Origin of the sequence: Pontibacter arcticus (assembly GCF_003284895.1) — a bacterium.
Lineage (GTDB): Bacteria > Bacteroidota > Bacteroidia > Cytophagales > Hymenobacteraceae > Pontibacter > Pontibacter arcticus.
Window position 1 is genome coordinate 1 of the sequence record NZ_QMDV01000001.1, and the last position, 24,497, is coordinate 24,497.

A 24,497-nucleotide genomic window follows, 5' to 3' on the forward strand; every position below is an offset into this window, starting at 1 on the left:
TTTCACCGCTGACTTAACGGGCCGCCTACGCACCCTTTAAACCCAATAAATCCGGACAACGCTTGCACCCTCCGTATTACCGCGGCTGCTGGCACGGAGTTAGCCGGTGCTTATTCATCAGGTACCGTCAGTTACTCTCGCAAGAGCGTTTTCTTCCCTGATAAAAGCAGTTTACAACCCAGAAGGCCTTCATCCTGCACGCGGCATGGCTGGGTCAGTCTCTCGACCATTGCCCAATATTCCCTACTGCTGCCTCCCGTAGGAGTCTGGTCCGTGTCTCAGTACCAGTGTGGGGGACCATCCTCTCAGAACCCCTAGCCATCGTCGCCTTGGTGGGCCGTTACCCCGCCAACTAGCTAATGGCACGCATGCCCATCTTCTATCGCCTCAGCTTTAACCATATCCCGATGCCAGGTCATGGTGTTATGCGGTATTAATCTTCCTTTCGGAAGGCTATCCCCCAATAGAAGGTAGGTTGCATACGCGTTACGCACCCGTGCGCCACTAAACCAAGAACCGAAGCTCTTGATCTCGTTCGACTTGCATGTATTAGGCCTGCCGCTAGCGTTCATCCTGAGCCAGGATCAAACTCTCCATTGTAAAAAAATTTTAAATGTGTCTGTCCGATCCCGGCCTTTTTCCTTTTCTCCGAAGAGAAACTAAGCAGGTGATCTTTTCAAATCAGCCTGCCCGGATTTACCTATTCTTTTTCTTTATTCTATCTTAAGCAATCACTCAAAGAACTTACCTAGAACCTGTTGTTCTAGCCTGTCATCTTTCGATGTTTTTCCGTTAGCACTCTCTGTGCCGTGGAACAAAGGTCGGTAGTTATTTTCTAACTTCCAAACTTTAATTGATTTATTTTTAAACTTTCTTTTTTCGCTTCCGTAGCCCTGTCAGCTACGTTTGCGGAGTGCAAAGGTACAAACTCTTTTCCCTTTTGCAATACCTTTTTAAAAAAGTTTTTTTTCTTTTTTCTCCCGGCCTGCCGCCTGAAGAAGTACTTGTTTCGCTCACTCTCAAGCGGGTTGCAAAGGTAAGCAGAAGTTTCAAACTTACAAGAACTAAAATTAAATTTCTGCTCTTTTTTCTAACCCTGTCAACCGGCCCGAAAACCAATCAGCAACTCTCGCTTAAAGCTTTTCTGCAGCTAAAACCCCTTCCTTATGAAGCGGAGTGCAAAGGTACAACCCTTTTTTAAAGTTGCAACACCTAACCCAAATTTTATTTTACAGCCTGTGTTAGCTTCTAGCCTACTCCCCAGCTCCTGCCGAACCGGGTTGCAAAAGTAAAAAAACTTGCTGAGTATGCAAGGAGCTTAGGAAAGGTTTTTGGGCAGAAATATCTCTCTTTTTACTAACTCCTTAATTTTCAATTAGATTAATTTCAAGGTTACTTCTCCCATACTTTACTCTTATACTTTTAGTCTCCTTTTAAGCTCTATTACTTCATTCTAAAAAGAGAAAGGCCTGGCTATAATAGCCAGGCCTTTCTCTTTTTAGAATTTATACTTTATTAATTAACTGTTATACCTTCTCGCTTTATCGTGCTTTTTCTGTCTGGGCCAACCGATACGATTGTGATCGGAACTTGTAAATGCTCTTCCAGGAAAGATAAGTAATTATTAAATGCTTCCGGAAGGTTTTCCAACTGCTCAATTTTATTCAGCTCTACTTTCCAACCTGGCATCTCTGTATATATTGGTTCTATACTTTCCCCATCCAAAGAATGAGGTAACCTGTCTGTTAGTTCGCCTGAAGCCAGTTTATAATGTGTACAAACCTTGATAGTATCAAAATCAGTCAATACATCTGCTTTCATCATGTTAAGCTGCGTTACGCCATTCAGCATGATAGAGTATTTCAGGGTCGGAAGATCTACCCAGCCGCAACGGCGTGGTCTGCCTGTTGTAGAACCGAACTCTCTTCCAGCCTGCCTGATTGCTTCTCCTTCTTCGTCTAAAAGCTCTGTAGGGAATGGGCCACTGCCTACACGCGTACAATACGCTTTAAAGATACCGTATACTTCTCCTATATGATGTGGCGATACACCTAAACCTGTGCAGGCTCCTGCCACTAGCGTGGTTGATGATGTTACAAATGGGTACGTACCAAAATCAACATCCAGTAAAGATCCTTGGGCACCTTCTGCTAAAATACGCTTGCCATTTTTCAGCGCATCGTTTAACAGATACTCGGTGTCTTCGAGCTTTAGTGTTTTAAGATAGGCTACAGCTTCGAAGAAGTCTTTTTCAATTGCTTCGATCTCGAGCTTCTGGCCATAGAACTCCACCATCTTGCGGTGGCGCGTTACCAGCCTGTCGTACCGGTCTTGGAAATCGTCTGCCAGAATATCGCCTACGCGTAAACCAACGCGGCCTACTTTATCCTGGTAGGTAGGACCAATCCCTTTAAGGGTAGATCCGATCTTGCCGCTGCCTAATGCTTCTTCCGATACTCTATCCAGCACTTTATGCGATGGAAGTATAAGCGATGCTTTTTTTGAGATGAACAGGTTATCGGCTGCATTTACGCCCCGGTCCGTTAACTTCTGCATCTCTGTTTTGAACACAATAGGATCCAGCACAACGCCGTTGCCAATCACATTCTGGATATGCGGGTGAAAGATACCGGAAGGAATCTGATGTAATACGTGCTTGGTTCCTTCGAACTCAAGTGTATGCCCTGCATTCGGACCACCCTGGAATCGGGCAACAATGTCATAGGTTGGAGCCAGTACGTCAACGATCTTACCTTTTCCTTCGTCGCCCCACTGGAGACCTAATAGTATATCAACTGCCATTTATACTTTAAAAATTTGATTCTTTAAGAAATTGCGCTGCGAAGTTATCGTTTTCTGCGATAGTAAAGATAGCATTTAGCTTTGTTACGATTAAAAGTTTCCGAATATGATCGGAAGGCTTGATCAAAACCAACTCTCCGCCCCTATTCCTGAACTTGGTAAGTAACGATACTAAAACGCCCATTCCGCTGCTATCCATAAACTTTACATCCGACAGATCGACAGCACAAAGCAGCACGGGCTCATTAATAAGCATGTCTACTTCTTCCATCATCTTCTGGGTTTCGGGGCCAGCTACAAGTTTGCCATGCAGCCGGATATAAAAAATATTATCCTTGGGCTCTATCTGAAACTTCATGCTGCTCTATTGTAGCTTTTTTGGCGCGGCAATCGCCGCAGATACCATATAAATTAAGGGAGTGGTGCAAGATATGAAAATTCAACAGCTCGCCTACCATCGTTTGGATATTGTGGATGCGCGGGTCGCAGAACTCAACTACCTTGTGGCACTCGGTACAAATAACGTGGTCGTGCTGCCTGAAACCATACGATTTCTCGTACTGCGCCAGGTTACGGCCAAACTGGTGCTTGCTTACCAGGTCGTTTTCTACGAGCAGGTCTAAGGTATTATATACTGTAGCCCGGCTCACCTGGTAATTTTTGTTTTTCATACTTATATAGAGTGATTCCACATCAAAGTGCCCGTCGCGGGAATAGATCTCCTCCAATATAGCGTAACGCTCCGGTGTTTTACGAAGCCCTTTGCTTTCTAAGTATGCGGTAAATATTTTTTTAACTTCTTCGAATCTTACTGGGTTTATTGCCATCTTTTATACTTCTAATAATTAGGCGAGGATACTCTGCCTCATTAAAGTTTTACCTCTATACTCTTAACAAGCATTTAGTCAAAACGTTCTACTGTTAACACACCATTTACCCGGGCCAGCCTTTGGATCATACTTTCGAGGTGGGCTGTATCATTCACAAACACCATTATATTCCCTTCAAACATCCCATCGTTCGAGTCTATGGTAATAGAACGCATGTTTACCTTTAAGCTTGTTGATATGATCTTGGTAATATCATTTACAATACCCATTCTGTCGGAACCTTTGATGCGGATACCTGCCAGAAAAGCCAACTCTTTCTGATCTGTCCATTTAGCCTTGATGATGCGGTTACCAAAGTTAGACATCAGCTCTATAGCATGCTTGCAATTGGTACGGTGTATCTCTATATCTTCGTCGCCGGTTTCGAAACCGAACACATCATCTCCCGGAATCGGGTTGCAGCAAGTCGATATCTTATAGTTCATGTTAGAAGTATGTTCCCCGATCAGGAGCATATCCGAATTTATACCTCTGCGCTTCTGTACTTCCTTGTCAAACGATTTTGGCTCCAGCATCGAGTGGGCTTTATCTGCCACAGAAGTAAAAATCACTTCTTTTATATTCTTAATATCGATAACACCGGATGCTATTTTAAAGTACAGGTCCTGCAGCGTGGGTACATTGAAGAAAGCCATCAGCTTATTAATGTTCACCTGGGTTTCGGCCATCTTAATTTGGGCCATGCGGCGCTCCAGCATTTCGCGGCCAAGCTCTGAAGTATGCTTACGCTCTTCGCGCAGCGCATCTTTTATCCTGGACCGGGCTTTGGAAGTCACTACATATTGCAGCCATTCTTCGTTTGGCTTTTGCTTATGCGATGTTAGTATCTCTACCTGGTCGCCGTTTTTAAGCTGATAACTAAGCGGCACCAGTTTCTGGTTTACTTTAGCGCCCAGGCATTGCATCCCGATCTGGGTATGAATCTCGAAAGCAAAATCCAGCGCAGTGGCTTTGTCTGGAAGTATGATCAGTTCGCCTTTTGGCGTAAATACGAACACTTCTTCTACAAACAGGTTCTTCCGGAACTCATCCATAAACTCCAGTGCGTTGGCCGTGTTGTTTTCCAGCATATCGCGCACTTTGTTTATCCATTGCTCCAAACCGGATTCTGAGGTTGTGCTGCCACTTTTATACTTCCAGTGTGCTGCGTAGCCCCGCTCCCCTATCTCATCCATGCGCTTGGTCCGGATCTGCACTTCTACCCACTGCCCAGATTTGCTCATGACTGTTGTGTGCAGCGATTCGTATCCGTTGGCTTTTGGCGTGTTCACCCAGTCGCGGAGGCGGTCAGGGTTTGGCTGGTAAAAGTCTGTTATAATAGAGTATACTTGCCAGCAAGCTGCTTTCTCATTCTCTACGGGTACATCCAGTATAATCCGGATGGCAAACAGATCATATACCTCATCAAAGGTAATGTTTTGCTTTTTCATCTTCTTCAGGATAGAATAGATGGACTTTGGCCGGCCTTTGATGGTAAATTTAAAGCCATGCCTGGTCAGTTCATCTTCTATCGGAGAAGTAAAGTCTTTGATAAACTTGGTACGGGCAATGCGCGTCTGCCTGATCTTATTGGAAATATCCTTGTACGTTTCGGTATCGGTATACTTTAAGTATAGATCTTCGAGTTCTGATTTGATCGCATACAAACCCAAACGGTGTGCAAGCGGCGCATACAGGTACATGGTTTCCGAAGCAATCTTAAGCTGCTTGTGGCGCGGCATCCCGTCCAGGGTACGCATGTTGTGCAGGCGGTCGGCCAGTTTTATAAGTATAACGCGCACATCATCCGAAAGCGTCAGCAGCATTTTGCGGAAGTTTTCGGCTTGTTGTGAGGTGCCGTAATCAAATACACCGGATATTTTTGTCAGACCCTCAATGATACGGGCCACACTTGTACCGAACTCACGCTCGATATCAGCCGTCTCCATTTCGGTATCTTCCACCACATCGTGCAGCAGAGCAGCTACAATAGAAGTGGTGCCTAAACCAATTTCCTCTACCGCAATCTGGGCAACCGCCAGCGGGTGAAGTATGTAAGGCTCCCCTGATTTACGACGCATGTCTTTGTGCGCCTCTAAAGATGTGTTAAAAGCTTTCTTAATTATTTTGGCATCGTTATCCTTCAGGAAAGGTTTGGCGTGCCTCAGAAGTCTTCGGTAATGTCTTAAGATCTCTTTGCGTTCTGCTTCCGGATCAATCATAGTACTAATAAGCGAATAAAGAAGTAGGCTATCTGCCTGTACAACATAAAAAAGACAGGCCAGCCAGTGGTTATACTTATAAGGAAAGCTGTTAGGTTATAAGTTTCAAATATAAGAGTTATTCACAAGCAAGCAACAGTCGTGTAGGGCTAAAACAAACAAGCTTTGACTCTCAATAAGTTAGCGCAATATTTATACTTTTATACTTGGGCAACGAAAAATAATTAACTTTTTTTTGCGAAAACTATTGCAATTCAGATTCGCGTTCTTAAATTTGCACCATCATAAAAAACCAGCACACATTATGCGGATGTGGCGAAATTGGTAGACGCACTAGACTTAGGATCTAGCGCTGCGAGGCATGGGGGTTCGAGTCCCTCCATCCGCACACAAACAGAACCCTCAACAGCCATGTTGGGGGTTTGTTTTTACAAGATGTTTCAACATAAATTTTTGCAGCCTTGAATATTACATTAAACCAAACCGACAGCACCAACGCGCAACTAAAGGTAGTATTAGAAGAATCTGATTACGCCTCTAAAGTTGACCAGCAGGTAAAAGAATATAGCAAGAAAGCCCAGATCAAAGGTTTCAGACCGGGCAAAGTGCCTGCCGGACTGGTAAAAAAGATGTATGGCAAAAGCATTCTGGTAGAGCAGATCAACAAAGTGCTTCAGGAAGAAATCTCCAAGTATATCCGTGAAAACGATGTAAAACTTTTAGGTGAGCCGCTTCCAGATCCAAACCAGTCTGACATTGATTGGGACAACCAGAAGGAATTCGAATTTAACTACCAGGTTGGCCTGTTACCGGAAATCAACCTTCCGTTAGATAAAAGCGTAGAGGGTTACACCGTAGAGCTTGACCAAACAACAATGGACGAGGCTTACGAAAACCTGAAGCGCCAGTTCGGCAAAACCACTAACCCGGAAGCTTCTGAAGCAGGCGACTTTATTGCTGGTGAACTGAAGCAGGTAGAAGGCGATTTCGTTTCTAAAACGCTTATCCCAACTACACGCATCGTGGATGGCCAGGATAAATTTACAGGTGTTAAAGAAGGTGATGTAATCCGCTTTGATCTTCGTAAAACATTTGGTGATGATAACGCTGCCCTTGCCCACGTAACCGGCCTGAGCAAAGATGTTGTTGCTGACCTGAATGGTGAATTCGAATTTACAGTAGATAAGATCAGCCGCACAGAAGCTGCAGAGTTAAACCAGGAGCTGTTTGATAAGCTTTTCGGTAAAGACGAAGTAACCACTGAAGAAGACTTTAATACCAAGATCCGTGAAACGATTGAGGAAAACTATAACAAAGAAGCTGACAACCTGCTAAACCGTAATATTATTGATACGTTAGTGGATAATGTTGATGTAGAAATCCCTGCTGAGTTCTTCAAGCGCTGGTTGCTTGTAACAAACGAAGGCAAATTGACTTCTGAGCAGATCGATGAGAACTTCGACCGTTATGTAAAAGAGCTGAAGTGGTCTATGATCAAGAATAAGGTTGTTGAGCAGCACGACCTGAAAGTAAGCAACGACGAAGTAATGGAAGCTACTATGGACAAGATGCTTGCTCAGTTTAACATGCCGGAAGTTCCTGAAGAACTGAAAGAAAGTATGAAAAACTATGCGCAGCAGCACCTGCAGCAGGATAACGGCCGTAACTACATTAACGAGTACGAGCAACTGTTAACCGAAAAAGTACTTGCTAAACTTAAAGAGGAGATGACTGTTGTAGATAAGAAAATAACAGCAGAGGACTTTAGAAATATGGCGTTTTAATAAAACGTTCTAAAACTTTATTACTAAAAAAGTCCTTTTTTAAAAGGACTTTTTTATTTTTGATAAAATCGTAAACCTAAACAAACTATGTTTAACAAAGACGAGTTCCGCAAATTTGCCGTGAAAGGCCAGGGCATGAGTGGCCTGGGCGTAGACCAATATATGAACCATGTAGAAGGCCGCTTGATGCATACTGTAGAAAGTATGACACGTTCCGTAATTGAGGAGCGCCCTACAAACTTCCGTGAGATCGATGTATTCTCCCGCCTGATTATGGACAGGATCATTTTCCTGGGCACACAGGTAGATGATTTTATTGCCAATATCATTACAGCGCAGCTGCTTTTCCTAGAGTCTGCTGATGCTAAAAAAGATATCCTGCTTTATATCAACAGCCCGGGTGGTTCTGTTTATGCCGGCTTAGGTATTTATGATACCATGCAGTATGTAAACCCGGATGTAGCAACGATCTGTACAGGCCTTGCAGCATCTATGGGTGCGGTATTGCTGGCAGGTGGCGCTAAAAACAAACGCTCTGCCCTACCCCACGCGCGTATCATGATTCACCAGCCAATGGGCGGCGCCCAGGGCCAGGCTTCTGATATTGAGATCACAGCACGTGAGATCCTGAAGCTGAAAAAAGAACTGTACGAAATCTTAGCAGACCATTCTGGCAAAAGCTATCAGGAAGTATATGATAACTCTGACCGCGATTACTGGATGAAAGCTGATGAAGCGAAAGAGTATGGTTTGATTGATGAAGTTTTGGTTCGTAAGAAAGCATAACACCATTTCAAAAATTGTATTAACTTTAAAACCCGCCTTTTACCAGAGGGCGGGTTTTTTATGCTGATAAGGTAAACGACGCCTCTTTCAGAATAGCATTTTACCCCTAAAGTGAAATCCTACGAATAATTTTTCCACAGTAATTCGCAGGAACAACTAAATTATAAATAACTGTATAACAGTTATTTATACAAAAATTAAAAAATTCAGATTCTGAAATCTTTAGTTAAGTTTTACTGCTTATGCAACATTTGTGTTAAAAATTTTGTGTACGTATAAGATTACAATTTAGTACCTTTGTTTTGTGTCTTTTCAAAAAAGCACTTTAACCTTTGGATCAACGTTAGCCATGGCTGAAATAACCTGCTCATTTTGCGGTAAAAATAAAAAAGATGTATCGGTGATGATTTCCGGTATAAATGCACATATCTGCGACCGCTGCATCGGACAGGCACAACAAATACTGAACGAGGAAAATAAGATTCGTGCTAACACGCGTACGCCTAAGTTCAACCTGATGAAACCGAAGCAGATGAAGGACTACCTTGATCAGTTTGTGGTTGGCCAGGATGAAGCGAAGAAAGTGATGTCGGTAGCTGTTTATAACCATTACAAGCGCTTAATGCAGCCTGCTGATGCAGAAGATGTCGTAATCGAGAAATCAAACATCATTATGGTAGGCGAAACAGGTACAGGCAAAACCTACCTGGCCCGCATGATGGCTGGTATCCTGCAGGTACCTTTCTGTATTGCGGATGCAACTGTATTAACAGAGGCCGGCTATGTAGGCGAAGACGTAGAAAGTATACTTACCCGCTTGTTGCAGGCTGCCGATTACAATGTAGAGTCAGCGGAGCGTGGCATTGTATACATTGATGAGATTGACAAAATTGCCCGCAAAAGCGATAACCCGTCTATTACACGCGATGTAAGCGGCGAAGGTGTACAGCAGGCGCTCCTTAAATTGCTGGAAGGTACGGTCGTAAATGTACCACCACAAGGCGGACGTAAGCATCCGGAACAGAAAATGATCACTGTTAATACGGAAAACATACTGTTTATCTGCGGTGGCGCTTTCGTTGGTATCGACAGACTGATCAAAACTCGTTTAAATACACGCCCTATCGGTTTCTCCAAATCAAAACTGGATGAAGCTGAAGAAGGCGAAAACTTCCTGAAGTACATGACGGCACAGGATCTGAAAGGCTTCGGTCTGATTCCTGAACTGATCGGGCGTTTACCAGTAGTTACGCACCTGAACCCACTCGACCACGAAACGCTCCGCCGCATCTTAACTGAGCCAAAAAACTCTATCCTGAAACAGTACAAGCGCCTGTTCGAGATGGAAGATATAACGCTGGATTTTGAAGACGAAGCGCTGACCTATATTGTGGAGCGTGCAGCAGAGTATAAACTAGGAGCACGTGGTTTACGCTCTATCTGCGAAGGCATTATGACGGATGCGATGTTTGAGCTTCCATCAGAAGAAGGCTCGAAGCACCTGACTATTACCGGCGACTACGCCCGCGAAAAATTTGACAAATCTCCGTTAAAGCAGCTGCGTGTTGCTTAACACAACTTATAAGTAAAAGAAAAGGCCCGGTAATTAATCACCGGGCCTTTTCTTTTAACTCACATTTTTAAATAGCTGCAAAGTATGATACAGCTTTATACTTTGTCCAGCTATTTTTCCTGTAAGTAGTTTACCATTAGTTCGGCTGCGCGCTCGGCTGTACGAAACTCACCAATCTTTTCGCGTACCAGTTTATAGCCATCTTTCTGTTTTTTCATGGCCACTTTATCGAATAGTATCTGCTTTAGTTCGGCAACTATTCGTTTGGCAGTAAAATCATCCTGGATCAGTTCTGTTACGACCGGTTTATCCGCAATCAGGTTAACCAAAGAAATATAAGGCACCTTTATTACCATCTTCCCAATAAAGTATGAAACAGGGCTGGTTTTGTAGCAAACTACCTGCGGCACATCAAACAAAGCCGTTTCTAAAGTAGCCGTGCCAGATGTAACAAGCGCTGCTGTTGCATGCGAAAGCAGATCATACGTTTGGTCGTAGATGATCTTGATGTTCTTATCCTTGTTATACTGCTCGTAATATTCCGGTGTAAAATTAGAAACCCCGGCCACTACAAACTGATAATCCCGGAAAGAAGGCAGCACACTCAGCATCACATCCAGCATGTTTTCAATTTCCTGGCTGCGGCTGCCGGGTAAAAGGGCAATAATAGGTTTGTTGTTGTAAAGCTTGTTTTTTGTTCTGAAATCGGGGTTAGCAACGTGGTCGGTTACAGAATCGTTTACCGGGTTGCCTACATAATCTACTTTATAATCAAACCGCTGATAGAAATCTTCCTCAAACGGCATAATCACGAACATGCGGTCAACGAGCTTCTTAATAGTATTGGCACGCCCCTGGTTCCAGGCCCATACTTTAGGAGAGATGTAGTAGAAAACTTTGATGCCGAGCTTTTTGGCGAACCTGGCAATACGCAGGTTAAAGCCCGCATAATCAACCAGAATCACTACATCAGGTTGGTATTGCTTTATATCAGCCTTACACTCTTTCAGGAAACCCAGTATTTTACGGAGATTACTGAAAACTTCGGCAAAACCCATAAACGCCATTTCCTGGTAATGATGCACCAGCTCCATACCGGCTTCCTGCATCATCTCGCCACCCCAACCGCGTATCTGCGCATCCGAGTCTTTCAGGCGAAGCTGCTTTATAAGATTGGACGCATGCAGATCTCCGGACCTCTCTCCTGCTATAATATAATACTTCATGCTTTTTTGGTTGTGTGCAGCTATCCGCAACAGATAATACGGAAAGAACTTATACTTGCGCTACTCCTATTATTCGCCGAAGTATTCTACGTAGTTGCGCGGAGTTTCATAAAGTTTAAGGCTGTGCAGTTTCGCTTTGGAAATTGCCTCTATCTGCGGGGCAAGTATTTTCCAGAACTCGATCACAAGGTTTTCGGTGCTCGCCAGTTTATCTTCCATAAAAGGCACATCCAGGTTCAGGTTTTTATGGTCTACCTTTTCGATGATGTGGGTACGGATAAGGGTACTTAGCTTTTTGAGGTCGATAACGAAGCCGGTATCCGGGTCGGGTTTGCCTTTCACGGTAACAACAAGTTCGTAGTTGTGCCCATGCCAGTTTGCATTTGCACATGGCCCGAAGATTTCCTGGTTCTTAGACAGCGACCAGTTTGGGTTGTGCAGCTTGTGGGCCGCGTTAAAGTGCTCTAACCTGCTTACGTAAATCATTTAATCTTTAAAATTGTAGCTTTTTCTTACCAGCAAATATACGAAGAAAGGAACACCAAAAAACGAAGTAATGATTCCAATTGGTAAACCTGCCGGCGGATAAATTAACCGGGACAGCAGATCGCAGAGAAGCATAAAAAAACCACCAATAAATGCACAGAAAAGTAGGTTCCAGCGGCCAGTAGACCCCATCAGCTCACGCGTTACATGCGGAATGATAAGACCTACAAAACCAATAGAACCCGAAGAAGCGACAGCAAAACCAGTGACCAGTGATACAGTTAAAAGTATAACCCAGCGTGTTCGGGCTACTTTTACACCCAAGGCCTGCGCGCGGTCGGCACCCAATAAAAGGATGTTGAGTTGTTTCTGATAGAACACAAAAAAGAGCAACGCCATACTTACAGCCACCGCCGGGTAAGGCAGCATATCCCAACTGGCACGCTCAAAACTCCCCATCGACCAGAAAATTACCGATTTCAATTTCCCTTCTGAATCGGATAAAAATGTGAGTAAGCCTAAAATGGCAGTAGTTAAAGAGCTAAGCGCAATACCGGCCAGTATTAACTGTGATGGAATAAGCTGGCGTTTGCGGTAACCAAGCGCAACGGCGGCCAATGTTACTATAAAAGCACCGAACAGCGCAAAAACCGGTGGCATGTAGATTCCGGCTATCACCATGTCCACAAATCCAAAAAAGACGATAACCGCACCAAGTGATGCGCCCGAGGCAGTACCCAGCAAGTATGGATCGGCGAGGCCATTGTTTACCATTGCCTGCATCAGGTACCCGGCAAAGGCTAGCGAGGCTCCTACTACTAACGCCAGCAGCAAACGCGGCAACCTTAAATGCATGATAGCAAAGTGCGTTGTATCGTTTGAATTGTAATTAAAAAGGGCTTCGCTAACTACTTTAAAATCAGACTCAAAAGAACCCACCTGTAAACCAAGCAGCATCACAACCAAAATTAAAAGTATGGCTCCGGCAAAGTATAAAGCCTGCCTCATGGGTACAGAAACTTTTCCAGTTCCAAGAGAGATTCTACTACTCGAGGACCGGGACGCTCCATCAGGTTGCCGGTTGGGTCGTACATGCGCTTTGTGCGGTACGCTTTAATTTTGCGCAGTTCCGGGTACATTGTAAAAAACTCTTTCTCCAACTCTTCAGGTGTGCCTCCAATGAATATATCGGGGTCTAGCTGAAGTATACTTTCTCTTGTAAGTGCGGGATAAGGCTGATCATATACTTGCTTTACAACGTTTTGGGATCCTAAAATCTTAAGTTTATCTGTAAAAATGGTATTCTGACCGTACACGTAAATCGGGTCTTTCCAAGTGATCGCTAATACAGTTTGCAATTTGGTAGTGCCTGCATGCCTTTCTTTAATCTTAGTTACTTGTTGGCGCAGAGAATCTGTAAGGTATTTTGCCTGCTGGCTTCTGTTCATAATCTTGCCTATATCTTCCAGACCACGGAACACATCTTCTACAGAACCATACTTCTGATAGTAAACAGGTATACCTAGTTCTTCTAACCTGACAGCCACTTCTAAAGGTGTGATGCCCTCGGTCGTAAAAACAAGGTCCGGCTTTAACCGAAGTATAGCTTCATAATCTACAGGGTAATTATTAACGACAGGCTTGCTGAGTACAGTTGCAGGGTAATCGCAGTTCGGGGTTCTGCCTACTATAGAAGCTGTATCGCAAACAGCATAAAGCATTTCCGTCATCGATGTAGCCAATGGCAGCACACGTTCGGGTTTTCGCTTCAGAGTAAGAGTGCGGCCGAGGTCATCTTTTAATATGATGATACCCTTTTCAGTAGACTTCTCATTCGGGTTACAGCTAAAAAGAGCAAGTAACAGGCAAAGCGGCAACAAAGCCCTTCTTATAAAGTATAAGTTATTCTTCTGTTCCAAAGTATAAGTATGGCCCGCTATTGAAAACGTGGCTCCGTTTATTTTTGTAAATTTACAGCAATTTACGTTACAGGCTTTAAAACTGAACTATGATCGTAGTAACTGGTGCCGCCGGTTTTATTTCGAGCTGCCTTGTGAGCAGACTAAACCAGGCTAATTTTAATGATATTGTAGTGGTAGATAATTTTTCTGTCGCTAAAAAAGAAAATAACCTGAAGGGAAAAAAGGTAAAAGAGTTTGTAGACCGCGATACTTTTTTTGAGTGGCTGGATAAAAACTACGAAGAAGTTGAATTCATATTTCACCTGGGTGCCCGCACCGATACCACTGAGTTTAACAAAGACGTATTCGACCTGCTGAACCTGAATTACTCTAAAAAAGTATGGAATGCCTGCTGCGAGTACCAGATACCGTTGGTGTATGCTTCCTCTGCCGCTACGTATGGCTCCGGCACGCTGGGCTACAACGACGACGAAAGTATAATTCCGCTACTGAAACCGCTTAACCCGTACGGCGATTCAAAAAATGATTTCGATATCTGGGCACTGGAGCAGACTGCAAAACCATTTTTCTGGGCTGGCCTGAAATTCTTTAACGTGTATGGCCCTAACGAGTACCACAAAGGCAAAATGGCTTCTGTAATTTTTCATGCCTATAACCAGATCAAAGAAAAAGGCAGCATGAAACTATTCCGCTCGCACCATCCTGATTTTGCAGATGGCGAGCAGATGCGCGACTTTGTGTATGTGAAAGATGTAGTAGATGTATGTATGTTCCTGATGCAGCACCGCAAAAACTCCGGTATCTATAACTTAGGCTCCGGCAAGGCACGCACGTTTATGGCGCTGGCACTAAATACATTTGAGGCCATGGGCGTAGAACCGAACATCGAGTTTATGGATACCCCTGAAAACCTGCGCGATAACTACCAGTATTTTACAGAAGCCAACATGAACAAGCTCCGTTCTATCGGGTACGACAAACCTTTTTATACTTTAGAGGAAGGCGTGAAGGATTATGTACAGAATTATCTGATGCCGGCAGAGTATATTAATTAATCGAAGGTTTAAATCAAAAGCTGTAAAAGCATAACCAATATGCTTTTACAGCTTTTGATTTGGTTTCCTAATGGTTTAAATTATGATTTGTTTTACCTTCATCATAAGGAATTGCTTTCTGATTTAGGAGTAGAAAGTATATTGTTGATATAACTGACTACATGATCATCGTCCCATTTAGCAGCTCCTACATGTTTATAAACTATTTTGCCGTTATACAAAATTAATGTAGTTGGTAACGCCAGTTCATCAAAAACCTCCCTATCAGATACCAAAGTATAAAATGGAAGCTGCTGAGTAGTTTTATCCAAATCGAATTTGTTACGTTCAAAAAAAGTGGATAACTTCTTTTGTGTCTCATTTGAAACGATATAAAACTTAACTCTTCCATTTTCCTTCAACTTATTTTTAAGCCTTGTAATACTGGGAAGTTCTGCAATACAAGGAATACACCATGTAGCCCAAAGATTTACAAATAATACTTCCCCCCTTCTACTACTAAATTGTAAAGTATCAGACTGAGGATATTTAAGCATTATTTGAGAATTTAAAAAAATATCTAACTTCTCGTTTTCTTTAGATAATGGTGGAGGTTTTAACGAAACTTCTAGCTCTTTTTTAAATGCTTTAGGTTTAAAATAAAACATGTTACCGATATAGAAACATGCCCAGCATATAAGAATAAAAATAATACCCGAAGCAAAGCCTTTTATAAAGTTTTTAGAGCCCATTTAATATGATTTAATAATCCAAGACTTAAAAAATTCTTAATTTTTACTGATTTAAGTATTATAACTCTAAATGTAACCAAATTTAATTAGCTGGTTCAACTCGTTCTAAATCACAATTAACCCTATCATATATACAGCTGTATCTATCATGGTCATACCATTCGCTCGCAACCCAAAGGCATCCTGCAGCAAGAATAGGGGCTGCACTGGTAGCTGCACAACCAGCAACAGCTACAACGTAAACCTTTTCAGACCTAGATAAACAAGCAGAATATTCAGAATAACAACTCAATATCTTAGTACTATTAGAATCATTTTTAGCATCTATAAGAATTTGCACGATTTGTTCATCATTTAAATGACTTAATAATGGATATTTATTAAGCATATTAATATAAGAACTTTTTAACCCTGTAATTATACTTATATATTCATCATTGTTACTGAAACCCATTTCTTTTATTAATGCACTATAATTTTTAGATGCACTGAATTTTTTAAGGTTTTCAAAATGTTTTTTCTTTTCCTCTTTTGTTAATGAATTTAGTCGTTTATTAGTTTTAATAACTAACTTATTTGACATCAACTCAAACATTGCAAAATCTTTATCAGACGATAAGTTAGTTGGAATAGAATCTACTTCTTTAGTATTATCGATTAATGGTGATATTACATCTTTTTCACTATTGCATCTTGACATTACAAGTATACATAGTATACAAAACAAATAGGGTTTAAAAATTCTTACCATTATATATTGTCCTAAATTTTACATAGCAAATATCATATGCTTTTATTACTAAAAAAATGAAAGTTTGCCCTCAAAAGTAACATTCAAAATCAGTGATAAAACGCCTATAGTCCTCTTAACAAAACACCTCCATCATTTATATACAAGCATTTGAATTAAAAAATATATAGCAAAAAGCAGACAAAAAGCAACATTTCCACCTTCGCCACGGATGAAAATATTTTAATAAAAATTTGCAATTAGTATAACATAACAACGTAAAGGATATTTAGTCCTGACCTCATGTAATATTTTTTCCCGCTTTAAAAGTAGCAAGGGGATGACAGGCTGGGTGAAATTGCGAAAATTGGTTTTATCGGTATAAGTGCCTCATCTAAAACAACACCGACACCTGCGTCCGCCCGGTATGCACCGCTCCTACCCCGTTTGCTTTGCGACCATCGTAATTAACCGAAATATTCAGGCCATTACTCAGGCGTTGTTGCAGGTTAAGTGTCCAGGTCATGTTGTTGCCGGGGCGCAGGGCGTTTAGTATTTCATAACCCACATAAGAGTTCATATCGCCGTCGTAAGCAATGTTCACATACTTTAGTTGCCCGGCAAGTGTGCGTTTATTTACCTGGCTCAGCTTTGTTTCGAGGCCAAGCTCATGGAAAATGCCTTTTTGGTTAGCTTCTGCGGTTGATAAAAGATCCTGGCGGCGGGCAAACTGGTAGGTACCCGTGAAGCGCAATTTGGCATTTGGTTGGTAAGCCAGTTCTGGTAGCAGTTCTTTCGATTCTATTTTGAAGTTTTTAGATTCCAGAAAATCAGAGCGGTTCTCGCGCAGGTTCAGGTTTATACTTAGTTTGGTACTCAGCACTTCGTTCAGGTTCAGGCGACCCAGCAACGTATGGCTGCCTACATTGCGGGTTTCGGTGCCGTTAGCCAGCAACGATTTTTGCTGATTCTGCTGCAAGGTATACTCCAGGCCATACTTCGGGTTGCTACGGTTAAAGTATAACGTGTTGCGCAACGATTTGGAAAGTGAGATCAGCGCCTCGTCTTCGTAGTTCTGGCTAAACGGGTTAAAGCGGTTGCGCAGGTTATCGTCGGTAGTCTTTTTATCGATGCTGATAAACGTGAGCGTAGAAAAATGTGAAACAGCGCCTTTTATTCCTTTCTGAGAATACCAACTGCGTGGTGCATTGCTGGTGAGGCGATACGTAAAACGGTTTGTATAAGCATTTACATACTCATCTGTCGGCAGAAAAATCTTAATATAACGCCGTTGGTCTACAGTCTGAGCCTCAAGGTAATCGTTCAGGTTATTCAGGTCGCCGCCATCGCGGAGGTAATGGGTACCCTGCCCCGGCAAAGTTTCCCTGAAAATGAAAATCTTCTTCAGCTCACGGCCTGTTCCAACAGCATAATTCATCTCAGACCGGAAACTTCCATCCAAGAAACCGGCATTCCAATCTACCCGCGATTGTACGGTTTCTTCATTCTTGTTTTCCGGCAACGCAAGATTGCGGTAGGTAGCCTGCACCGCTAACGTATTATCTTCGCCTAGCCGGGTTTGCATGGTGGCATTGTAGGTTTGGCCGACTTCGCGCTGGCCCAATGTGCCTACTGTGGTAGGTCGGTAATCGGTGCGGTAACTATAATCCAGCCTGAAACGGGTGCGGGCAGAATCGCTGCTTTCCACAAAAACCTGGTGCTCCTCAAAATACATCGCAGAGCCTATCACCGAATCAGAATTTACGGCTGTGATCTTATTTTTATCAAACCTGTACACATAACCCGGCGAAAAATACCTGAGTTTATACTTTGCTCCCACATCGCCCCGGTACCATTCTGAGGTTCGTTCGCCGGGTTGTTCGCTGTTGAGCATAAAAAAATTATTCCGAAGCTCTAATCTGCCTACAGTTTTAAAAACATCCAGGTAATGTTGCGTGCCATCCACTTGCTCGTCGCGGTAACGGCGGCTGATGCGGTAGTTGTACAGGTTAGCTGCATCTTTGGCGGCTCCTAGCGAAAAATTAAAAATATGGTCTTCTGCTTTCTCATCTAAGTTTGGTAAGCTCCAGTCGCGGTCGAATTCGATGGGGCGATACCGGTCTATGGGCTCAAAATACTGATCGGTGTACTCGTAATTCAGCGTGCTGTTGAGTTTATACTTTCCTAAAATCGGCAATTCTTGGTTTTGAACAACGTAGCCTGCACGTATCCCTTTTCCATTATCGTCCTGCGCATCAAGGTCAGAAAAACGGTTGAGATCGAATTGGGAAGCAGCACCTTCCAGAAAGAAATTTATACCTTTCCGGACTTCATAATTTCCGCCTACAGTAATCAGTTGCTTTTTTCGGGGTGTCGGGATGATACGGACTGGTGCATAATTGCCCTGCGGTACACCATTTACCGGCGCCACCCAACGGTACACGCGACCATTCACGGCATTACTAGCCACTACATAATTGCCACGATTCAGGCCTACTTCCGAAAAACGCACATTATAATAAGCTAAACCCGGATCAGTGGAGTACACAAAAATGGATTCGCGCAGCTGGTTATTGTTAAAAAGGGTATCTCGCCTTGCATACAATACCTGAGATGGATCAAAAGCTACGCTATCAGCACCCGGAATCAGGGCCTGGTCCAGGTTATCGCCTATTTCTGCCAGCAACTGCTTTTCTTCGTCGCGCAGGTCCAGGTTCAGGAGGTTATTCGGGTTATCTGATTCGTTGTAGTAATTAGCGTAAACGTTTAGCTTGTTCAGCTGCTGGTAATGGCTCAGGTGATAAATGCCACGGCTGTAATTCTGATCAGAATATTCAAAATCAACCCGAAGCCTGGAATTTCGCGTGATAACATGGCGGGTCGTAAACGTAATTTCAGCCTGGTTATAATCGATCACATAATCATAGTCGTAGCCGCGCACGAGCAACCTGCCATCCAGGAAAACACGTTCGGAGTTGGCTAGTACAATAATAAAGCGTTCATTATTTGGTCCACGCAACCGGTAAGGCCCCAAAACACCTTCCTGAGGCTCAAGCACCTGAGAGGCAAACTTACCTTTGGAAATAGAAGCCGCTACTGCCGTTACGCCACGATTTTCAGGAGAAGTACCCAATATAGTCTCGAAGGCAGCGCCCTGTACATTTTTATAAAACTTCATAAAGTATGAAGGCTTGCTCTGCAACACCACATCGCCAGCCGATAATTGCCAGCGCTTGTGTTTCAGGGTAATGTATACTTTATCAAATTCATCGAGCTGTTGCGTGTTACCTTCCGGCTGAAAAGGGATGTTCTGATCTGTGATGGCGGCGGTTATACTTATATCATCGGTCAGTTTGCCATCCAACTGTAAATTCAGGGCCGAGTTTACGAATACATTCTGGGTATTGCCAAAAGAAATTCCCCGTGAGATAGAACCCGTTTTATTAAGGCCCGGCGTTTTAAAAATTTCTTCGCGCGTACCCACATCTTCCTGGTAAAACTTATCATTGAAAGCGCTCAGTTCCAGTTTGGCTACATCTCTTTTAAAAGCTGGCTTAGCTAAATTTAAAGGCAGCACCCGGAAACACACCAACACAGAATCGGGCAATGAAGCCAAGTTGCCCAGTGTATCAAGTGCTACAGAATCCGGTGCAGGCAGCGAGGTAAACCGAAATTCGTTTCGGCTTGCGTTGTAGGTATACTTAAAAGCTTCTTTTTTGGGATGCGTTATGGTGATTGATTCCGGAGACACGGTCATGGAATCCAGCAGGACAGCATCGGAGGTGGCTCGTAGCCAAAGGCAGCGTCGGTTATTTATACTTTGTTGCGCCAGTAGCGGCAAACTCAGCACAAAAAATAACACGATGAAGTATAACTTCCGCCATCTCATACATTTGCTAACGGTAACGAAATGTAAAAAGTCGTACCGGTATCGTCCCGCGTTTCGAACCAGATGCGTCCGCCCGTATTTTCTATTCCTTTTTTAGCAACAGCCAGCCCAATACCAGAGCCCGTATACTTCGTACTGAAATTCGGAATAAACACTTTGTCCCGGATATCCTCGGGTATACCACTTCCGTTATCCGTAATAGAGATGAGTGCGGTATTGTCTTCTTTTAACTGAAGGGCAACTTTAACCTGAGCCTTACGGGAAGACGGCACCGCCTGTATCGCATTTAGAATTAAGTTATTAAAGGTTCGCACCATCAGACTTTCGTCACCCATTACCATCACCAACTCTTTCGGAATCTGGGTCGTAACCATAGCAGTAGCCGGATCGTTGTGTAGATCGGCTGCTTTCTGAAGTGCTGCTGCCACATCCATTTGTTCTACTTTCGGTTCAGGCATCGATGTAAAACTAGAAAATGACGTAGCAATGTCATTCAGAATATTGATTTGTGTAATCAGCGTATGGGCTATTTTTTCGATCAGTTGTTCGGTATTGGGTTTTCGCTCAGCAATGGCTTTCTGCAAATATTGCAGCGATAATTTCATGGGCGTAAGCGGGTTTTTGATTTCGTGGGCTACCTGCCTTGCCATTTCGCGCCAGGCTGCTTCTTTCTCCTGCATCGCCAGTTCCACTTTATTTTTTTCGAGCGTCAGCAGCATCCGGTTATACTCATTTACCAGCATGCCAATTTCATCGGCGCCCTCGTAAGCCAGCATCTGGTTTTTACCAGTCAGGGAAGTACGTTTCAGTTTATCGGCCAGTAAACGCAGGGGCACTGTAAGTATACGCGACGCAAAAAAGGTAAGCAGCATAAACAAAATGAACATCACCGTAAAAATATTCATGGTCGTCGTGATGAGCTCGATCAGTTTCATATCCAGCTGCTTTTCCGAATCGAAGAATGGAATCCCTACAAAACCAGCCAATTCCCGGTTGCCTTCCTCGCTTCGGAGTGGCAAGTATAAGGTGTTAAACGAAAGGTTACCAGCATGTTCCTGCTGCGATACGCGCATGGCCTGGCGCTCCGAAATAGCAGCAAAAGCTTTCGGGTTTACCATTTTAGAGATAAGGCCCGTTTCGAAAATAATTGGCTGACTTGTAACCAGTAACCTGCCGTTGCGCCCATATAAGTTAATGTCTGTTTCGGAGATAGCAGCTATTTCTGAAACTTCACGTTGCAGCCTTCTTCTTGTGTTAATGTCCCGCTCGGAAAGTACCCGGCTCAGGTTTTCCTGAATTGCCTCGCCGCGTTGCTCGTACCGCATCATCAGATCTTTTTTGTAAGATGCCGTTACCAGTCCGGCTGTTGTTATACTTACAAGCAGTAGTGGTAATAAAATTCCAAAGTTGAGGAAGATCTGAATTTTAGTACCAAAATTAGGCTTAAACTCTCTGAATTTATGGCGATTCAAAAGCAAGTATAAAAAACTGATTATCAAAAGGCCAGCAATAAACATCAGGAACAGAAACGAAAAATTAGAAAGAACCTCGCGGCCGCCATACTTTTCCGTAGTGACCACAAGGGTTTGCCCGTTTTCGCCGGCTATACCCAAATGGTGATAATTACCAATGTTTGCACCTTGCCTGTAAAACTCTGCCTGCTGTGGCAGCCTGCGGTTAAAATTGGTGGCATAATCATACTCGCCTTCGCTGTACTGAAGCCGGCCCTCTTTATAAATGGCATAGCTCAGCATATCCATCCGGAAAAGGCTATTATTTTCCTGTTGCACCAACAATTCTGGCACGACGCTGTTGGGTAAAAGTTTCTTAAGCGTTAGTTGCAACACAATAGTCCCTTTTGCCCAGGGCCCGACCGGTACATTAATTATTTTCAGGTAAACGCGGGAGTTAAGCCTGTTCGGGTCTTTTACCAGAAACAGATTCTGACGCTCCGTCCGGTTTTGAGGTGTATCATACTTTCTGAGGAGCTCCTCCAGGGTAGCGGCTGTGGTATCTGCGCTTTCCAGGTTAATACCTTTGCTATCAAATAAAAGGACGTTGGTTTCATACTTATCAAAATAATCACGGAGGTACTGGCGCGTAATTTTTTGTTTTATAAAGTATGAGTCCACATAAGGGCCCATCATCTTGATCTGGATCAGCCCGTCCGAAGCAATCTTATCTGCTACTTCATCGAGCCAGTATTCTCCGAGCACATCATTATCTTTCTGCAAATTGAAAGCAAACTCCTGCTTGTATACTTTTAAGTCGCTTTGGTAATGGCTGTAAATCGCAATTGCACCTGTCATGGCGCTTACCATTAGCAGCAGAAAAACGAAAAGATATGTGCGATACGGGAAATTGATCGTGTTACGGTATTGCGCAGTCAGGATGACCAGCGCCCAGAAAAGAATGCCGATGACAACCAAAGCAACAAGCTGAGGCTGTACCAGGCTGCTCAGTAACATAAAAAGTATAGCCAGCACAGCCAACATTTTAAACGGCAACAGCTTATGTTCGCGGTGGAGCAATACTGAGGCAACTACAGCCAATATATAGGTTAACATGCAGAGTGCTAATGTATGCACCAGCATGATACCATAAATCACAACTTTATACTTTGTAAACTCAAGCGATTGGTTGATATCCAGCACAAGCGGTGAGTTGTGATAAACACCGTAATAAAACTGGAAAAGCATAGCCAGCAACACATAAAATGCCGCCATACAACCTGCCAAAACCCACCTGCTTTGCGTTTTATCTAGTTTATCGAGTTGAGTAACTACTTTGTTTTTCAGAAATAAGTATAAACCGGAACCGGCAATGGTAGCCAGCAAGAGCATGTTAAGGCCTAGGTCACCAATGGAAGGTGACCAAAGCGAGGCAGCATACAAACGCGAATCGAACAACTCGAACTCAGAAAGGGAAAACGGCAGGTTTAATACTAGTAACAATACACGCAACAGCACCAGGCTACCCAGCAAATAAATTATTCCGTGGCTATACTTGCCTTTTCGGATAAAATGTCTGGCTAGCGTAAATGCGAAAAGTATAAATAACACGATGCCAGCCGCAAGTAAAATAACCTGTAAACTGGTAGAAGCATTTTTATTTTTACCAGCTCTGAAGTCCAGCGAAAACAGGTAGGAATTATCCGGTGCATATACTTTAGGAAAAGGAGAATGATAATCGGTCCAGAGTTGCACCTGTTCATCCTTTAAAATATCTTCTTCGAGTTGCTCAGCCAGATTTTTATTCTGAATCCGCTGATCGAGTTGCAGCGGCACATACACGAAAATTGAATAAACCGGTGTATGGCGGGGCACTACTATAAAAAGCCCGTATTGATTTTGAGCAACTGTTGGCTGGCTAAGTTCAGTAGGGAAATCGAGCTCAGGAACCAAGATATGATTAGACCAGAACACCAGCTGCCCATCGCGGTAAATAAAAACAGGGTATTTTGATTTCTCCAGTAATTTGGAAAACGAAATGAACTGCTGATTGAGGTGAATGTTAAGTTTATCTGCTTCGTAATAGGCCTGATGAATACTGGTAGTTACCCGTTCGTTTATTCTTTCTACCCGTGTTTCGGAAGTGGCAGCAAGATTAGCAGAGGAAATATTGAAATAAAGTGCCGCTGTGGCCAAAAAGCACAGGATAGAGAGGAGAAGGAGGGCAAAAGGCGTTAGCTTTCGATTCAAAAGGGCTAGGTTTAGTATCGGTTGAAAGCAAATTACAAGCCAAAGCTATCATTTATAGTTTGGTTTCAGAGCTTGTTATACTTTGAATCATACTGTACACCCGCAAAAAAATAAAGCATCAGGATACGGGCATAACGAAATAAGAACGTAGTTGTAAGCAATACAATAGCTGATACCGTTACTACATAAACCCAAACCGGCGGGTCGTTGGCCAGGTAATATAATAGTATACCAACCAGAAAAACCACCCCCACCGAGAATCCATAACTGATGTACATGGCTCCCCAGAAAAAACCTACCTCAATCTCATAATACAAACCACAAACCGGGCAGGTTTTATGCATATGATCGAATTTGCTAATGTTAAGCGGCGAGTTGGTAAAAACCTCCCCTCTACGGCAACGCGGACATTTACAAGCTACAATAGCACCTACCAGAGACTTTCTACTCACGCCTTTTTACGGCTATACTTATACCATAAAAATCCGAATGTACCGATCAAAATGTATGGGATGGTCATCAGGTAAAGTATACCTGTGTTTAAACCAGACCCTACCTCAGATTCAGGCTCTTTACTACCTGTGCCCACATTAGACTCTACTGTAGCCCGGCACATGGCGCACTGGCTGTATACTTCCGTTGTAGTAAATGAAAGGATGATAGCTACTACAACCGTGAACAGAAACTTATGAATAAACTTTTTCATCTTAACTAAAGGCTT

At 43.2% G+C, this 24,497-nt stretch carries 18 protein-coding genes, 1 tRNA gene and 1 rRNA gene; 5 read left to right on the plus strand and 15 right to left on the minus strand.

Going from position 1 to position 24,497, the window contains the following annotated elements:
* The 5 genes from DP923_RS00005 to DP923_RS00030 form a co-directional block, all read right to left on the minus strand.
* Positions 1–600 (minus strand): 16S ribosomal RNA (locus tag DP923_RS00005); the annotation flags it as partial.
* Between the two features lie 915 nt (positions 601–1,515).
* A complete protein-coding gene (locus DP923_RS00015) occupies positions 1,516–2,802 on the minus strand; it encodes an adenylosuccinate synthase (RefSeq protein ID WP_112303514.1) in 1,287 nt (428 codons plus the stop codon).
* Between the two features lie 7 nt (positions 2,803–2,809).
* Entirely contained in the window at positions 2,810–3,160 is a 351-nt protein-coding gene (locus DP923_RS00020; RefSeq protein WP_112303515.1) for an STAS domain-containing protein, read from the minus strand.
* Positions 3,132–3,629 (minus strand): Fur family transcriptional regulator, encoded by a 498-nt coding sequence (locus DP923_RS00025; RefSeq protein WP_112303516.1) that lies wholly within the window; start codon positions 3,627–3,629, stop codon positions 3,132–3,134. The genes DP923_RS00020 and DP923_RS00025 overlap by 29 nt, the downstream gene beginning before the upstream one ends.
* A gap of 74 nt (positions 3,630–3,703) precedes the next feature.
* Positions 3,704–5,893, minus strand: a complete 2,190-nt coding sequence (locus tag DP923_RS00030) for a RelA/SpoT family protein (RefSeq protein ID WP_112303517.1) — start codon at positions 5,891–5,893, stop codon at positions 3,704–3,706.
* A gap of 306 nt (positions 5,894–6,199) precedes the next feature.
* On the opposite strand from DP923_RS00030, the gene DP923_RS00035 reads away from it, so the two are divergent.
* From DP923_RS00035 to clpX, 4 genes are all read left to right on the plus strand, one after another.
* Positions 6,200–6,281, plus strand: a tRNA-Leu gene (locus DP923_RS00035).
* Positions 6,282–6,354: 73 nt separating this feature from the next.
* On the plus strand, positions 6,355–7,677 hold the full coding sequence (gene tig, locus DP923_RS00040) for a trigger factor (protein ID WP_112303518.1): 1,323 nt from the start codon (positions 6,355–6,357) through the stop codon (positions 7,675–7,677).
* An 87-nt stretch (positions 7,678–7,764) separates the two neighbouring features.
* Entirely contained in the window at positions 7,765–8,463 is a 699-nt protein-coding gene (locus DP923_RS00045; RefSeq protein WP_112303519.1) for a ClpP family protease, read from the plus strand.
* Positions 8,464–8,812: 349 nt separating this feature from the next.
* Positions 8,813–10,036, plus strand: coding sequence for an ATP-dependent Clp protease ATP-binding subunit ClpX (clpX, locus tag DP923_RS00050; RefSeq protein ID WP_112303520.1), 1,224 nt, complete (start codon positions 8,813–8,815; stop codon positions 10,034–10,036).
* A 110-nt stretch (positions 10,037–10,146) separates the two neighbouring features.
* Here the strand turns inward: clpX and lpxB are convergent, their stop codons facing one another.
* From lpxB to DP923_RS00070, 4 genes are all read right to left on the minus strand, one after another.
* Positions 10,147–11,262 carry a lipid-A-disaccharide synthase gene (gene lpxB / locus DP923_RS00055; RefSeq protein WP_112304733.1) on the minus strand — a complete coding sequence of 372 codons (1,116 nt, stop codon included), beginning with the start codon at positions 11,260–11,262 and terminating at the stop codon, positions 10,147–10,149.
* Between the two features lie 69 nt (positions 11,263–11,331).
* Positions 11,332–11,748, minus strand: a complete 417-nt coding sequence (locus DP923_RS00060) for a 6-pyruvoyl trahydropterin synthase family protein (RefSeq protein WP_112303521.1) — start codon at positions 11,746–11,748, stop codon at positions 11,332–11,334.
* Entirely contained in the window at positions 11,749–12,756 is a 1,008-nt protein-coding gene (locus DP923_RS00065) for a FecCD family ABC transporter permease (RefSeq protein WP_112303522.1), read from the minus strand.
* Positions 12,753–13,667: an ABC transporter substrate-binding protein gene (locus DP923_RS00070; RefSeq protein WP_239020884.1), complete on the minus strand. Its 915-nt coding sequence runs from the start codon at positions 13,665–13,667 to the stop codon at positions 12,753–12,755. Before DP923_RS00070 ends, DP923_RS00065 begins: the two co-directional genes overlap by 4 nt.
* 89 nt (positions 13,668–13,756) lie before the next feature.
* Here DP923_RS00070 and rfaD point away from each other — a divergent pair, with 89 nt between their 5' ends.
* Positions 13,757–14,725, plus strand: a complete 969-nt coding sequence (rfaD, locus tag DP923_RS00075; protein ID WP_112303523.1) for an ADP-glyceromanno-heptose 6-epimerase — start codon at positions 13,757–13,759, stop codon at positions 14,723–14,725.
* Positions 14,726–14,826: 101 nt separating this feature from the next.
* Here rfaD and DP923_RS00080 read toward each other — a convergent pair whose 3' ends face one another.
* The 6 genes from DP923_RS00080 to DP923_RS00105 form a co-directional block, all read right to left on the minus strand.
* The gene (locus DP923_RS00080) at positions 14,827–15,456 is read right to left on the minus strand and encodes a TlpA family protein disulfide reductase (RefSeq protein WP_112303524.1); all 630 of its coding nucleotides are present in this window, start codon (positions 15,454–15,456) and stop codon (positions 14,827–14,829) included.
* A gap of 82 nt (positions 15,457–15,538) precedes the next feature.
* Positions 15,539–16,156 (minus strand): hypothetical protein, encoded by a 618-nt coding sequence (locus tag DP923_RS00085; RefSeq protein ID WP_112303525.1) that lies wholly within the window; start codon positions 16,154–16,156, stop codon positions 15,539–15,541.
* Positions 16,157–16,580: 424 nt separating this feature from the next.
* Positions 16,581–20,075, minus strand: a complete 3,495-nt coding sequence (locus DP923_RS00090) for a hypothetical protein (protein WP_112303526.1) — start codon at positions 20,073–20,075, stop codon at positions 16,581–16,583.
* Positions 20,072–23,776, minus strand: a complete 3,705-nt coding sequence (locus DP923_RS00095) for a sensor histidine kinase (protein WP_239020885.1) — start codon at positions 23,774–23,776, stop codon at positions 20,072–20,074. Before DP923_RS00095 ends, DP923_RS00090 begins: the two co-directional genes overlap by 4 nt.
* A 65-nt stretch (positions 23,777–23,841) precedes the next feature.
* Positions 23,842–24,228: a DUF983 domain-containing protein gene (locus tag DP923_RS00100; RefSeq protein ID WP_239020886.1), complete on the minus strand. Its 387-nt coding sequence runs from the start codon at positions 24,226–24,228 to the stop codon at positions 23,842–23,844.
* On the minus strand, positions 24,225–24,482 hold the full coding sequence (locus DP923_RS00105) for a hypothetical protein (protein ID WP_112303528.1): 258 nt from the start codon (positions 24,480–24,482) through the stop codon (positions 24,225–24,227). The genes DP923_RS00100 and DP923_RS00105 overlap by 4 nt, the downstream gene beginning before the upstream one ends.
* Positions 24,483–24,497 lie beyond the last annotated feature (15 nt).

Excerpts from the sequence above, each read along its gene's own strand:
- rfaD (WP_112303523.1), top strand. The coding sequence starts at position 13,757 with ATGATCGTAGTAACTGGTGCCGCCGGTTTTATTTCGAGCTGCCTTGTG.
- lpxB (WP_112304733.1), bottom strand. The coding sequence starts at position 11,262 with ATGAAGTATTATATTATAGCAGGAGAGAGGTCCGGAGATCTGCATGCG.
- DP923_RS00020 (WP_112303515.1), bottom strand. The coding sequence starts at position 3,160 with ATGAAGTTTCAGATAGAGCCCAAGGATAATATTTTTTATATCCGGCTG.
- DP923_RS00060 (WP_112303521.1), bottom strand. The coding sequence starts at position 11,748 with ATGATTTACGTAAGCAGGTTAGAGCACTTTAACGCGGCCCACAAGCTG.
- DP923_RS00090 (WP_112303526.1), bottom strand. The coding sequence starts at position 20,075 with ATGAGATGGCGGAAGTTATACTTCATCGTGTTATTTTTTGTGCTGAGT.
- DP923_RS00015 (WP_112303514.1), bottom strand. The coding sequence starts at position 2,802 with ATGGCAGTTGATATACTATTAGGTCTCCAGTGGGGCGACGAAGGAAAA.
- DP923_RS00030 (WP_112303517.1), bottom strand. The coding sequence starts at position 5,893 with ATGATTGATCCGGAAGCAGAACGCAAAGAGATCTTAAGACATTACCGA.
- DP923_RS00045 (WP_112303519.1), top strand. The coding sequence starts at position 7,765 with ATGTTTAACAAAGACGAGTTCCGCAAATTTGCCGTGAAAGGCCAGGGC.
- DP923_RS00025 (WP_112303516.1), bottom strand. The coding sequence starts at position 3,629 with ATGGCAATAAACCCAGTAAGATTCGAAGAAGTTAAAAAAATATTTACC.
- DP923_RS00065 (WP_112303522.1), bottom strand. The coding sequence starts at position 12,756 with ATGAGGCAGGCTTTATACTTTGCCGGAGCCATACTTTTAATTTTGGTT.
- DP923_RS00080 (WP_112303524.1), bottom strand. The coding sequence starts at position 15,456 with ATGGGCTCTAAAAACTTTATAAAAGGCTTTGCTTCGGGTATTATTTTT.
- DP923_RS00105 (WP_112303528.1), bottom strand. The coding sequence starts at position 24,482 with ATGAAAAAGTTTATTCATAAGTTTCTGTTCACGGTTGTAGTAGCTATC.
- clpX (WP_112303520.1), top strand. The coding sequence starts at position 8,813 with ATGGCTGAAATAACCTGCTCATTTTGCGGTAAAAATAAAAAAGATGTA.
- DP923_RS00085 (WP_112303525.1), bottom strand. The coding sequence starts at position 16,156 with ATGTCAAGATGCAATAGTGAAAAAGATGTAATATCACCATTAATCGAT.